Annotated in this window: 16 protein-coding genes; 13 read left to right on the forward strand and 3 right to left on the reverse strand. The window is 53.2% G+C overall.

The features are described from left to right. Positions 1-65: 65 nt before the first annotated feature. Positions 66-1,478 carry a LysM peptidoglycan-binding domain-containing protein gene (locus tag N685_RS0111015; RefSeq protein WP_031408322.1) on the forward strand — a complete coding sequence of 471 codons (1,413 nt, stop codon included), beginning with the start codon at positions 66-68 and terminating at the stop codon, positions 1,476-1,478. A gap of 44 nt (positions 1,479-1,522) precedes the next feature. Here the strand turns inward: N685_RS0111015 and N685_RS0111020 are convergent, their stop codons facing one another. Then, positions 1,523-1,858, reverse strand: coding sequence for a hypothetical protein (locus tag N685_RS0111020; protein WP_031408324.1), 336 nt, complete (start codon positions 1,856-1,858; stop codon positions 1,523-1,525). A 197-nt stretch (positions 1,859-2,055) separates the two neighbouring features. On the opposite strand from N685_RS0111020, the gene N685_RS0111025 reads away from it, so the two are divergent. The 4 genes from N685_RS0111025 (at position 2,056) to N685_RS0111040 (ending at position 5,786) form a co-directional block, all read left to right on the forward strand. Continuing rightward, positions 2,056-3,090 carry a DUF2332 domain-containing protein gene (locus tag N685_RS0111025; protein WP_031408326.1) on the forward strand — a complete coding sequence of 345 codons (1,035 nt, stop codon included), beginning with the start codon at positions 2,056-2,058 and terminating at the stop codon, positions 3,088-3,090. Between the two features lie 107 nt (positions 3,091-3,197). After that, on the forward strand, positions 3,198-4,223 hold the full coding sequence (gene splB, locus N685_RS0111030) for a spore photoproduct lyase (protein WP_031408328.1): 1,026 nt from the start codon (positions 3,198-3,200) through the stop codon (positions 4,221-4,223). A gap of 168 nt (positions 4,224-4,391) precedes the next feature. After that, a complete protein-coding gene (gene mntR, locus N685_RS0111035; RefSeq protein ID WP_031408330.1) occupies positions 4,392-4,817 on the forward strand; it encodes a transcriptional regulator MntR in 426 nt (141 codons plus the stop codon). Positions 4,818-4,904: 87 nt separating this feature from the next. Further along, positions 4,905-5,786: a patatin-like phospholipase family protein gene (locus tag N685_RS0111040; protein ID WP_031408332.1), complete on the forward strand. Its 882-nt coding sequence runs from the start codon at positions 4,905-4,907 to the stop codon at positions 5,784-5,786. Between the two features lie 78 nt (positions 5,787-5,864). On the opposite strand, the gene N685_RS0111045 is transcribed toward N685_RS0111040, so the two are convergent. Both N685_RS0111045 and N685_RS0111050 read right to left on the reverse strand, forming a co-directional pair. Next, positions 5,865-6,221 (reverse strand): SA1362 family protein, encoded by a 357-nt coding sequence (locus N685_RS0111045; RefSeq protein ID WP_031408334.1) that lies wholly within the window; start codon positions 6,219-6,221, stop codon positions 5,865-5,867. 22 nt (positions 6,222-6,243) lie between these two features. Beyond that, a complete protein-coding gene (locus N685_RS0111050; protein WP_193363909.1) occupies positions 6,244-7,167 on the reverse strand; it encodes a DUF1385 domain-containing protein in 924 nt (307 codons plus the stop codon). A 195-nt stretch (positions 7,168-7,362) separates the two neighbouring features. On the opposite strand from N685_RS0111050, the gene N685_RS0111055 reads away from it, so the two are divergent. The 8 genes from N685_RS0111055 (at position 7,363) to spoIIIAD (ending at position 12,342) form a co-directional block, all read left to right on the forward strand. Then, positions 7,363-7,893, forward strand: a complete 531-nt coding sequence (locus tag N685_RS0111055; protein ID WP_031408338.1) for a YqhR family membrane protein — start codon at positions 7,363-7,365, stop codon at positions 7,891-7,893. Between the two features lie 226 nt (positions 7,894-8,119). Further along, on the forward strand, positions 8,120-9,181 hold the full coding sequence (locus N685_RS0111060) for a M24 family metallopeptidase (RefSeq protein ID WP_031408339.1): 1,062 nt from the start codon (positions 8,120-8,122) through the stop codon (positions 9,179-9,181). Between the two features lie 27 nt (positions 9,182-9,208). Next, positions 9,209-9,766: an elongation factor P gene (gene efp, locus N685_RS0111065; protein WP_031408341.1), complete on the forward strand. Its 558-nt coding sequence runs from the start codon at positions 9,209-9,211 to the stop codon at positions 9,764-9,766. Positions 9,767-9,939: 173 nt separating this feature from the next. Continuing rightward, positions 9,940-10,221, forward strand: a complete 282-nt coding sequence (locus N685_RS0111070; protein WP_031408343.1) for a YqhV family protein — start codon at positions 9,940-9,942, stop codon at positions 10,219-10,221. 61 nt (positions 10,222-10,282) lie between these two features. After that, the gene (gene spoIIIAA, locus N685_RS0111075; RefSeq protein WP_031408345.1) at positions 10,283-11,203 is read left to right on the forward strand and encodes a stage III sporulation protein AA; all 921 of its coding nucleotides are present in this window, start codon (positions 10,283-10,285) and stop codon (positions 11,201-11,203) included. Next, positions 11,200-11,712, forward strand: coding sequence for a stage III sporulation protein SpoIIIAB (spoIIIAB, locus tag N685_RS0111080; RefSeq protein ID WP_031408347.1), 513 nt, complete (start codon positions 11,200-11,202; stop codon positions 11,710-11,712). Before spoIIIAA ends, spoIIIAB begins: the two co-directional genes overlap by 4 nt. Positions 11,713-11,727: 15 nt before the next feature. Further along, on the forward strand, positions 11,728-11,934 hold the full coding sequence (gene spoIIIAC, locus N685_RS0111085; protein WP_011231888.1) for a stage III sporulation protein AC: 207 nt from the start codon (positions 11,728-11,730) through the stop codon (positions 11,932-11,934). Between the two features lie 21 nt (positions 11,935-11,955). Beyond that, a complete protein-coding gene (gene spoIIIAD, locus N685_RS0111090) occupies positions 11,956-12,342 on the forward strand; it encodes a stage III sporulation protein AD (RefSeq protein ID WP_031408349.1) in 387 nt (128 codons plus the stop codon). Position 12,343 lies beyond the last annotated feature (1 nt).

Genomic DNA, 12,343 nt, shown 5'->3' on the forward strand with positions numbered 1-12,343 from the left:
TTTTTTTACATAAAGGGGAAAAACGAAAATATAGTGGTAAAAGGGAGAAGGAAAGGGGGAGCGTCATGATTGTTCATGTCGTCCAGCGCGGGGAGGCGCTTTGGCAGCTGGCCCAGCGTTACCGCGTTCCATTCGAGCGGATTGTCGCCGCCAATGAACTGAGCGACCCGAACCGGCTCGCCATCGGGCAGGCGGTTGTCATTCCGGTTCCGTATCGCTATCATACCGTCCGTGCCGGGGAAACGTTATGGCAGATCGCCCGCGCCTATGGAGTGACGGTCGAAGCCATCGTGCAGGCGAACCGGATCGCCAATCCGGCGTTCATTTATCCGGGCACGCCGTTGGTGATTCCGGATCGCATTCATACGGTGGGCGCTGGAGAAACGTTAGGGCAAATTGCCGCCGCCTATCAAGTCAGCGTCCAGCAAATCATCGAGTTCAACCCAATCGCCGATCCAAATGTCATCGCTCCCGGACAGCGGCTCATCATCCCGCCGGCGAAGCCGCTCATTGAGGTGAACGCATTTACGGTGGATCAAGGGGAGAAAGGGGCGGAGCAAGTGCGCGAAGTCGGCCGCCATTTGACGTATGCTGCCCCGTTCGCCTATACGATCCGCTCCGACGGCGGGCTCAACCCGATCAATGATGCGGCATTCATTCAGGCGGCTTATGCCGCCCGTGTCGTGCCGATGATGACGATCACCAACTTTACGTATCGGGATCCGGGTTCAAGATTGGCGCAGACGATCTTGGCCGATGCCACGCTGCAAACACGATTGCTTGATAACGTCATTCAAGTGATGCGGGCGAAAGGATACCGGGCGCTGAATGTCGATTTTGAAAATGTCTATCCGTTCGATCGCGAGCGGTATAACGCGTTTTTGTGGCGGGCAGCGGCTCGGCTTCACGCGGAAGGATATGTGTTATCGACATCGCTCGCTCCCAAAATCAGCGCGGAACAAAAAGGATTGCTGTATGAGGCGCACGATTATCCGGTCCATGGGCGCATTGCCGATTTCGTCGTGCTCATGACCTATGAATGGGGCTACCGGTTCGGGCCGCCGCAAGCCATTTCGCCGGTGAATCAAATTCGGCGCGTGCTCGATTATGCGGTGACCGTGATTCCGCGGGAGAAAATCATGATGGGGTTTCAAATTTACGCCCGCGACTGGGTGCTGCCGCACGTGCCAGGGCAAGAGGCGGAAACGTTCAGTCCGAAAGAGGCGCTCGAGCGCGCCATTCGCTACGGAGAGTCCATCCAATACGATGCGGCGGCGGCTTCGCCGTTTTACCGCTACACGGACGAACAAGGCCGTCAGCACGAAGTATGGTTTGAAGACGCCCGCAGCGCGTTGGCGAAATTTGACTTGGTGAAAGAATACGGATTGCGCGGGATCAGCTACTGGGTGCTCGGGTATCCGTATCCAGAAAACTGGGTGCTGTTGGAAGACCACTTCCGCATTCGGAAACAGGGATAAGCTGGACGGCTGGAGCGTATGCGCCGATCATCGGGCATGCGCGTTTATTTTGGTTGTTGGCGTTCGAGCTGCTTTTTTAGTTGATCGATTTCGAAATCGTGCTGACTGATTTTATGCTTCAAATAGTCAATCGCCATGTTCACACGGCGCCAATCATGTGGCACGCCCCCGGACATGCGCTGATGGCCGACCGGCTTGTCCTCCGTTTGTTCGAAATGGCTGCGCGTCGCGCTGAGCAAACGGTCCAACATTTCCTTGAGGCGCTGCTGCTGTTCTTCAAGGCGTTGCTGTCTGGCTTCCAGGCGGCCGAGACGTTCATGAATCCGCTGCAGTTCTTCTTTCAGCACCGAGCGAAGCAGTTCGGCAAGCTCATGGGACATCGCCGCTTCCTCCTTTCCGTTTCATTTTTAGTATATCATTGCTGGAGCGCTTGCGTCATGATGGATGGCAAAGTAGCGAGAAGGTTTGGAAAGGAGATCCGTTAAAGTAGAGCGAATACAGTATAAGGAGGGGATCGATCGAGTTCTCTTGGGATGCGGTGAAAGGGAGAATGTGGGAAATTAAGGAGAGGATCGAGTTGAACTTCACGTGGGTCGCTGAACGATTTCGATGTTTTGGTGTTTATGAATGCCGTGGATCTAGTCCGTTGTATGAACACCTTTCTTTCCACATTGCTGCGGATGAGAAGCTTCTCAGTCTTGCTTCGCATGCCCGCAGCGGTCAGCCGATTCCCAACTTGTTGTTTGGGGCGGTGCATGATTTATTGCTAAAAGGGTATCAACATGAGTTGCGCGAGTTTTACGGAAGCATCGTTAAGAAGCCACGGGCACCAGAAGCTGCTTTTCCTTATTTCCGTGATTTTTGCCTTTGCTACTGGGAGGATATAAAAGACATTTTGGTTCACCGGCTTGTACAAACCAATGAAGTCCGGCGTTGTGCGTATTTATATCCGGTGTTTTGTTGGATCTATGAACAAGTGAAAACGCCTCTGTCACTTATTGAAATTGGCACAAGCGCCGGTCTGCAGCTGGCTTGGGATCAGTACCGGTACGAGTATGGCCGGCAGGGTTCATACGGAAATTTAAGCTCTGATGTCGTTATTACCTCAAGCATTCGTGGAAATCGATGGCCATTCTTGTTGCCGGAAAGTCCGCCGGTTGCCGAACGGATCGGTATCGATTTGCATGTGATTGACTTGAAAAAAGAGGATGATCGAAGATGGATGGAGGCGCTCATTTGGCCTGAACATCAGGATCGGCGCCAGCTGTTTGTCCAAGCGGCTCGTCGACTGGAACAAGTGCCGGTGCGCCTGATCGAGGGAGACGGGGTCAACCTTCTTGCTGAGATCGTGGCACAAGTGCCGTCCGAGACCGTTGTTTGTGTCTTCCACACGCATGTCGCCAACCAAATGTCAGATGAGGAAAAGCATGTATTGCTTGAGCAGATTCACGAAATCGGCCGTCAGCGGGATTGGTTCCATGTGTATAACAACATGTGGGATCGGAAATTGCATCTGGATGGCATGATTGGCAGCCGAGAATACCAGCAAATCGTGGCGGAAACCGATGGGCATGGTCGTTGGTTTCGGTGGGAGATGAACAGATCAAATTAGGGGCAATGAGCCTTCCATGAAAAATGATGCCAAGCAAAAGAAGTACGCGATTTCCCTCCATCCTTGAACCATACTAACATCGAATATGGAAACTTGGAGGGAAACGAATGAAACCGTTTGTGCCCAAACTTGTGTATTTCGAGCCGGAGGCGTTGTCGTACCCGCTCGGGAAGGAACTGTATGAGAAATTTACGCAAATGGGCATCGAGATTCGCGAGACGACGTCGCATAACCAAGTGCGCGGCATTCCGGGGGAGACGGAGCTGGCACGGTATCGAAACGCGAAAGCGACGCTCGTTGTCGGCGTGCGGCGGACGCTGAAATTCGACTCCTCAAAGCCGTCGGCGGAGTACGCGCTACCGCTGGCGACCGGGTGCATGGGCCATTGTCATTATTGCTATTTGCAGACGACATTAGGAAGCAAGCCATACATCCGCGTGTATGTCAACTTGGACGACATTTTCGCCCAAGCGCAAACGTATATTGACGAGCGCGCGCCCGAGATTACGCGCTTTGAGGCGGCGTGCACGTCGGACATCGTCGGGATCGATCATTTGACCCATTCGCTCAAAAAAGCGATTGAGTTTATCGGCGCGACCGACTACGGGCGGCTCCGATTTGTGACGAAGTACGAGCATGTCGACCATTTGCTTGATGCGAAGCATAACGGCAAGACGCGGTTTCGCTTCAGCGTCAACTCCCGCTATGTCATCCGCCATTTTGAGCCGGGAACGTCGTCCTTTGATGCGCGGCTTGCGGCGGCGCGCAAAGTGGCCGGTGCCGGCTATAAGCTCGGCTTTGTCGTCGCGCCGATTTACCGGCATGACGGTTGGGAGGAAGGGTATTTCGAATTGTTTCAGGAGCTCGCTCGGCAATTGGAAGGGGTGGACTTGTCGGATTTGACGTTTGAGCTCATCCAGCATCGGTTTACCAAGCCGGCCAAGCGGGTCATCGAGCAGCGTTACCCAAAAACCAAGCTCGATTTGGACGAATCGAAGCGCAAGTATAAATGGGGGCGGCACGGCATCGGCAAATATGTGTACGTTGACGAGGAAGCGCAAGAGCTGGAGGAAACCATGCGCTCGTATATTGCTCGCTTTTTTCCATCAGCCCAAGTGCAGTATTTTACGTAATGTCCCCTTCATGGTATAATGGGATTGATTGCTATTTTTTGTTTGCCTGGGCGGCCGACTGGCCCGGCAGCGTCTAGCCGAAGCGGGCAAAGCGGCAATGTTCATGAGAGATGCTGACGGCCGCTGCACTTGTCTACGGCAGACAAATGTAATGGGAGGGGACAAACGTTGCCGACACCAAGCATGGAAGATTATATTGAGCAAATTTACATTTTAATTGAAGAAAAGGGCTATGCCCGCGTCTCTGACATCGCTGAAGCGTTGTCCGTCCATCCCTCCTCGGTGACGAAAATGGTGCAAAAGCTCGATAAAGATGAGTATTTAGTGTATGAGAAATACCGCGGACTCGTCTTGACGCCAAAAGGAAGAAAAATCGGCCAGCGGCTCGTCTACCGCCATGAGCTGCTTGAGCAGTTTCTCCGTTTGATCGGTGTCAGCGAAGAAAACATTTACCGCGACGTGGAAGGGATTGAACACCATTTGAGCTGGAACGCCATTGACCGGATCGGCGATTTGGTGCAGTATTTTCAAGAGGACGAACGCCGCCTTGAAGAGCTGCGCGATGTCCAAAAGCGCAATGAACAAGGAGAGTAAGCCGAGGCTTGCTCTTTTTTGTTTGCCGTACTAAATGCCTTCCTTTTTTCTTACATATGTATAAACGGCAAAAAGGGGGAGGCGGCGGTGGACATTGATCTTGTCTTTTCCGGCGGCGGGGTGAAAGGGTTTGCGTTGCTTGGAGCGTATGAAGCGATTGAGGAAAAAGGTCTGCGCTGGAAGCGGCTTGCCGGCACGAGTGCGGGAGCGTTGCTTTCGGCGCTGCTATCGGCAGGCTACAGCGCCCGCGACATCGCCCGACTGCTTGAGGAGTTGGAGTTGGAGCAGTTTTTGGATGAACGGCCGCTATGGATTCCGTTTTCGCTTTGGAAATGGGTGCGCCTGTATTGGCATCTTGGGCTGTATCAAGGAAAGGCGTTTGAGCGGTGGCTCGAGGCGACGCTCGCTGCCCGCGGCGTGCGGACGTTTCAAGATGTGCCGGCCGGCAGTTTGTATATCGTCGCTTCCGATGTGACGAACGGGCGCATCGTCGTGCTGCCGGACGATTTAGCCATATACGGCATTGACCCTGGGTCGTTTTCCATCGCCAAGGCCGTGCGGATGAGCATCAGCATTCCTTATTTCTTTGAGCCGGTCCGCCTCCGCGGGCGAAACGGTGTATTCCTCATCGTCGACGGCGGGGTGTTGAGCAATTTTCCGCTGTTTTTGTTTGATGAAGAAAAGAAGAAAAAACGGCCGGTGCTGGGCGTTCAGCTGAGCCCAAAACCAGGGGAGCGGCCGAAACGAACGATCACCAATGCGCTCGATTTGTATGAGGCGCTGTTTGCCGCCATGAGAGAGGCGCATGATGCGCGCTACATTTCGCGTCGCCATGAAAAAAACATCGTCTTTTTGCCGGTGGACAACGTTATTTCTACAGAATTTTCCATCGACCTGGAAGCGCGCCGGCGCCTGATCGATTACGGACGCGAGCGGACGCGGCAATTTTTGCGCCAATGGGCGTACTAGACGGGAAAGCGGCAATAGGACACACCTCTGCCGCCGATTTTTTAGCTGAACGGCAGAGGCAAACAAAAAAGAATCAAGCTAAAATGAAGCTCGATTCTTTTTTTTGCCTTTTTTGCCCTCGATCACGGTCAAGTGCGGAATGGCCGTCCGTTTTTTCAGCGGCCGCTTCAGTTTCGCCGGCTTTGCTTGTTTGCGCCCGGAGCGGGGATGGAGCTTTTTCGACTGCCGCACCGCCTTTAAATACGATAACCGATGTTGATCGGTGCGGCGTTGGTAGACGAACCGGTAGAAAAGATAAATGGCGGCCAAAAACAGCGCAACAAACAACAGCTGGCGGAACAGCACCGTCGGATGGGCAAAAAGGGTATAGACAATGCCAAGTGTTCCAAGCAAAATCATAAGCCCGACAAGCGGATGAATGGCCCGGCGCCGCAATGAGTCCACCCCCTTTGATCGATTACTGCACCGCTTGTTTTCTTTCGGCTTCCGCCTCCAAATCGAGAAGCCGCTGAAACGAGGCGATGGCCACTTCCACTTGGTCATCATCCGGTTCTTTTGTCGTCAACCGCTGCAGCCATAGCCCGGGATAGCCGAGCCAGCTTAGCAGCGGAATATCCCTCAATTTATTTGTAAACTGCAACACTTCAAACGAAACGCCAAGCACGACAGGAATTAAAGCGAGCCTGTTTGCGATTCGCAGCCAAAGCGGATCCGTCGGCACGAACAAATAAAGGAATAAGCTGATCATGACAGTAAATAAAATGAAGCTGCTGCCGCATCGGTAGTGAAGGCGCGAGGCGCGCTGGACGTGCTCAACAGTGAGCGGCCACCCCGCTTCAAAGGCGTTGATGACTTTATGTTCCGCCCCATGGTATTGAAACACGCGTCTAACAAGCGGCGTCAACGAAATAAAGTAAATGTAGCCGAGCAAAAGAGCAAGCTTAAAGGCTCCTTCAAGCAAAATTTGCCCCATTTTCCCTGGTACGAACGGTTTCAAGGCGTCGGCGGCGAGCGCCGGAACAAGCGTAAAAATGGTTTTGGCGAATAAAAACGATAGCACGCCGATGACGGCGGCGCCGAGAATCAGCCCGAATTTGGAACGGCTTTCTTCGGTGGCCTGTTTTTCGTCCGAGGACGCCTCATATTGTTCGCTGGCAAACTGCAAATGCTTGGCCCCGTTCGCACTCGCTTCCATAATGGCGACAATGCCGCGGACAAACGGAATTTTCTTCAGGACGGCCAGCGTCGGATGGCTGCGGCGAGGCAACGTGAAATAGTCAATCGTTCCATCATGGCGGCGAATAGCGGTGACGGAGTGCGTCTTGCCGGCAAACATTACCCCTTCCACAACTGCCTGGCCGCCGTATAACGGTTTCTCCATTGATTTCATCAGGCCAACACCAACCTATTTTTTATATTTATTATTTTATTCTACAAGAAACGTCCGGAAACCTCTAGGTTGATGCTATTGTTATGATTTCCAAAAAATCCATGATTTACACAGGAGTGGTCATTTTTTCGTTTGATTCATGGGATGATCGGCTGTCGGTCATACTAACAGACAAGGAGGTGCACGATGATGGCGGAACAAAAAGGGAAGCTTGAGCAGGAGAAGACGGAGCGGCCGATGACGCTCGTACAGAAAACGATCATCATCGGGTTTGTCGGCGGGGTGTTTTGGAGTTTGATCGGCTATTTGGCCCATTTTTTCCACTTCAGTGAAATCAGTCCGAACATGATTCTCATCCCGTGGGTGGCCGGTGACTGGAAATACGGGAAAGCCGGCAATTATGCGGCTATCGTGTTGATTGGTATCATTTCCATTGCAGCGGCGCTTTTGTATTACGCGTTGTTGCGAAACATCCGCGGCATGTGGGCTGGGATTTTATACGGCGCTGCGCTTTGGGTGATCGTTTTTTATTTGTTTAATCCGCTGTTTCCAAACGTTCAGCCAGTGGCCGACTTGGAAATCAATACGATCGTGACGACGCTTTGTTTGTACATTTTATATGGCGTATTTGTCGGCTATTCCATCTCGTTCGAAACGCAAGAAATGAATCGGCTGTCTTCAAGCATGGGGAAGGAAGCGGCAAACGAAGGAAGCTGACGCCGCATTTTGGCCCCGAAAGCAAGCGTCAAGCGGACGTCTGGCGGAAACTGTCATCTTTATGGTAAAATAGAGAAGGTTTTGGTATGCTTTTCGCATCATGGCGGACGTTGCGTAAAACCGGCGCCTATATAAAGGGCGCTTGTATCGCCTTGGCTGCAACGATTTTCTGTTCCCGCTGCCGGTGGCAGGGGAAGTACATTTTCTGGGAAGAGGAGACGGGAGTATGGAAAAGTTGGAAAAACTCCGGGTGCTTCTTGACGAACAGCACATCGACGGGGTGTTGGTGACAAACGGCTACAACCGCCGCTATTTGACCGGGTTTACCGGCACGGCCGGCGCCGTTCTTGTCAGCCGTCAAGGAGCGGTGTTGATTACGGACTTCCGCTACGTCGAACAAGCATCGAGGCAAGCCGAAGAGTTTGAAGTCGTTCAGCACAGCGGGCCGATCATCGAAGAAATCGTCAATCAGGTGCAGCGGCTTGGCATCAAGAGGCTCGGCTTTGAGCAAGAACATGTCACCTATGCAGCATACAAGTCGTATGAAGAAGCCATCCGCGCTGAACTTGTGCCGACGTCCGGGCTGGTGGAAAAATTACGCTTGATTAAGTCAGAAGCAGAGATTAAGATATTAAAGGAAGCAGCGGAAATCGCCGATGCGGCGTTTTCGCACATTTTGTCGTTCATCCGTCCGGGCGTCAAAGAAATCGAAGTGGCGAATGAGCTGGAATTTTTTATGCGCAAGCAAGGGGCGTCTTCGTCCTCCTTTGATACGATCGTTGCTTCCGGCTACCGTTCGGCGCTGCCGCACGGGGTGGCGTCAGAGAAGACGATCGAGCGCGGCGAGCTTGTCACATTGGATTTCGGGGCCTACTATAAAGGGTATTGTTCCGATATGACGAGAACGGTCGCCGTCGGCGACATCAGCGTCGAACTGAAAACGATTTATGATATCGTCCTCGAGGCGCAGCAACGAGGCATGAACGGGTTGAAAGCGGGCATGACCGGCAAAGAGGCTGATGCGCTCACGCGTGATTATATCCGCGAAAAAGGGTATGGCGACTATTTCGGCCATTCGACCGGCCATGGGATTGGACTAGAAATTCACGAAGGGCCGACGCTTTCGTTCCGTTCGGATGTCGTGCTTGAACCAGGCATGGTCGTCACCGTCGAGCCGGGCATTTACATCCCGGGGCTTGGCGGGGTGCGCATTGAGGACGATGCGGTCATCACCGCTGATGGGAACGAAGCGCTCACCCATTCGCCAAAAGAACTGATTATTTTATAATGGATTGCGTGAGGAGGATTTCGGCCGATGATTTCAGTCAACGATTTTCGCACAGGACTTACGATTGAGGTGGACGGCGACATTTGGCGCGTCCTTGAGTTCCAGCACGTCAAACCGGGCAAGGGGGCGGCGTTCGTCCGTTCGAAGCTTCGCAATTTGCGCACCGGCGCCATTCAAGAGCGGACATTCCGCGCTGGCGAAAAAGTAAACCGAGCGCAAATCGACACGCGCAAAATGCAATATTTGTACGCCAACGGCGACCAACACGTTTTTATGGATATGGAAACGTACGAACAAATCGAGCTGCCGGCGAAACAAATCGAGCATGAACTGAAGTTTTTGAAAGAGAATATGGAAGTATTTATTATGATGTACCAAGGCGAAACGATCGGTGTCGAGCTGCCGAATACCGTGGAGCTGAAAGTGGTTGAAACAGAGCCCGGCATTAAAGGCGACACCGCTTCCGGCGGTTCGAAGCCGGCGAAGCTCGAAACCGGCCTTGTCGTTCAAGTGCCATTTTTCGTCAACGAAGGCGACACGCTCATCATTAATACCGCCGATGGCACGTACGTTTCGCGGGCGTAAGCGCAAGTCCGACAGGCACCGTCCCGGACACCTTCCGGGACGGTTTTTTTATGCGCAAAATGGGTGCCGGTTGGCTCCTCCATCGTTTTCCTCAACAAAAACTTCTTCTGAAACGGCTTGTTTCCGCATACGTTTGTACTAATCGATCCCATTTGGCAAAACAGGAGGGGAACATGAAACATTGGCTGCGATCGATCGACCCGTCCGTTATGGCCATGGCCGGCATGCGGATGATGTCGGCGTTCATTGAACTGAGCGCGGCGCTGTTGATGCTTGTGTTCAATGACGTGAAAAAAGCGCTTGCCATTAACGCGGCACTCGCTGTTGTCGGTCCAACCGTCATGATCGTGACGATGGCCATTGGACTGCTTTCACTTGCGGACGAGCTCTCGTTTTCCCGGCTTGGGCTTGTGGCGCTCGGGATCGCGCTCATTTTGTTCGCGATTTACAAGTAAGGCATAAACGGCGCATTCCACCCATACATATGAACTAGTCCACAAGAAAAGGGGGAGGGCCATGGAAGCGGTGTGGGGAATTTTGCCGAAAACGATCGCCGCCGCGTTGCAGCACCATCTTTCTTCATGCCGACGCGGAATCGAAGAAATCCGCATCCGCGTCTCCCGGCCGCTTGAGGTGATCGTCGATGGAACGGCCCGGTTGCTGCCGTATGAAGTGACGAAAGAAGACGGTGTACATTTGCTCAATAAATTGAGCCATTATTCGATCTATGCCGTCGAAGAAGAGCTGAAGCGCGGATTTATGACGATTGAAGGGGGGCATCGCGTTGGGCTGGCTGGCAAAGTCGTTACGGAAGGGGGCAAGGTGAAAGCAATTCGCGATGTTTCCTCGTTTAACATTCGCATCGCCAAAGAGCAGGTCGGCATCGCCGAGCCGCTGATTCCGTATGTGTACGACGGACACTGGCGCCATACGATGATCATCGGCTCGCCGCAGACGGGAAAAACGACTCTCTTGCGCGATGCGGCGCGATTGATTAGCAGCGGGATAGGATGCATTCCAGCACAAAAGGTGGCGATCGTTGACGAACGATCGGAAATCGCTGGCTGTGTGAAAGGAATCCCTCAATTTTCGTTCGGTCCGCGCCTTGACGTGTTGGACGCCTGCCCGAAAGCGGAAGGGATGATGATGATGATCCGCTCGATGAGCCCTGATGTCATGATTGTCGATGAAATCGGGCGTGAGGAAGACAGCGAGGCAGTGCTTGAAGCGGCCAGCGCCGGTGTCTCTGTATGGACGACTGTGCACGGCCGCAACATTCAAGACGTCTGGCAGCGTCCGACATTGCGGCCGGTGATGGAACAAAAGGTGTTTGAACGGTTTGTTGAGCTGACGAACATCCCCCATCCCGGCTCAATCCGGCGCATTCTCGACGCCGGCGGAACGGTGCTGTATGAGCGGGCGGTGGTCCAGCGATGAAATGGTTTGGCGCTCTGTTGATTCTCGTTGCCTCGACATGGTTGGGGTTTGCCGCCGCCCGCGTGTTGCACGAGCGGCCCCGCCAGCTCCGCCAGCTGAAAGCGGCGCTAAGGGCGTTTGAGGCGGAAGTGATGTACGGCCATACGCCGCTCGCCGACGCTGCTATGCATCTCGCCCGGCAAACGGCCGCCCCGTTATCCGAATTGTTCGAGCGGTTTGCCGCTGCGTTGTGCACGGAAGAAACGAGCGCCGCCGAGGCGTGGGAAAAAAGTTTGCGGGCTGTATGGGGAAAAACTGCCCTAAAGCAAGGGGAATTTGAAGTGATGAAACAATTTGGCGCCACGCTCGGCCAATATGACCGGTTCACGCAACAAAAGCAGATTGCGCTGGCGCTCGCCCATCTGGAGCGGGAGGAAGCCGAAGCGCTCGACAACCAGGCGCGCTATGCGAAGATGGCGAAAAGTTTAGGCGTGTTGGCCGGCCTGCTGCTCGTTATTTTACTCATGTAGACAGGAGGCAGGAGAATGGGCATCGATGTCGATCTCATTTTGAAAATCGCTGGCGTCGGCATCGTCATCGCGTTTTTGCATACGGTGCTTGATCAGATGGGGCGGAAAGAGTATGCCCAATGGGTGACGCTGCTCGGCTTTATTTATATTTTGTTTATGGTCGCTTCCATCGTCAGCGACTTGTTCCAAAAAATCAAAGATGTCTTTTTGTTCCGCGGGTAGGGGGGATCGACCATTGACATTTTGCAAATCGTCGGCCTCGGGTTGATCGCGACGTTTTTGGTCGTGCTGCTGCAAGAGCAAAAGTCGAATCTTGCCTTTTTGTTGATCGTGTTTGTCGGCTGCACCATTTTTCTATTGTTGGTTGATCAAATCAGCAGCATTTTGGCGATGTTGCGAAAAATGGCCGAAGGCGCCCATATTCAGATGGTGTATTTAGAGACGATGTTGAAAATCATCGGCATTGCCTACATTGCCGAGTTCGCCGCGCAAATTTCCAAAGACGCCGGCCAAGGGGCGATCGCCGCCAAAATTGAGCTCGGCGGCAAAATCGTCATTTTGGCGCTGGCTGTTCCGATTTTAACCGCGATCATCGAAGCGGTCATCAGTCTTATCCCATCGGCACGCTGAA

It is taken from the genome of Geobacillus vulcani PSS1, from assembly GCF_000733845.1.
GTDB lineage: Bacteria > Bacillota > Bacilli > Bacillales > Anoxybacillaceae > Geobacillus > Geobacillus vulcani.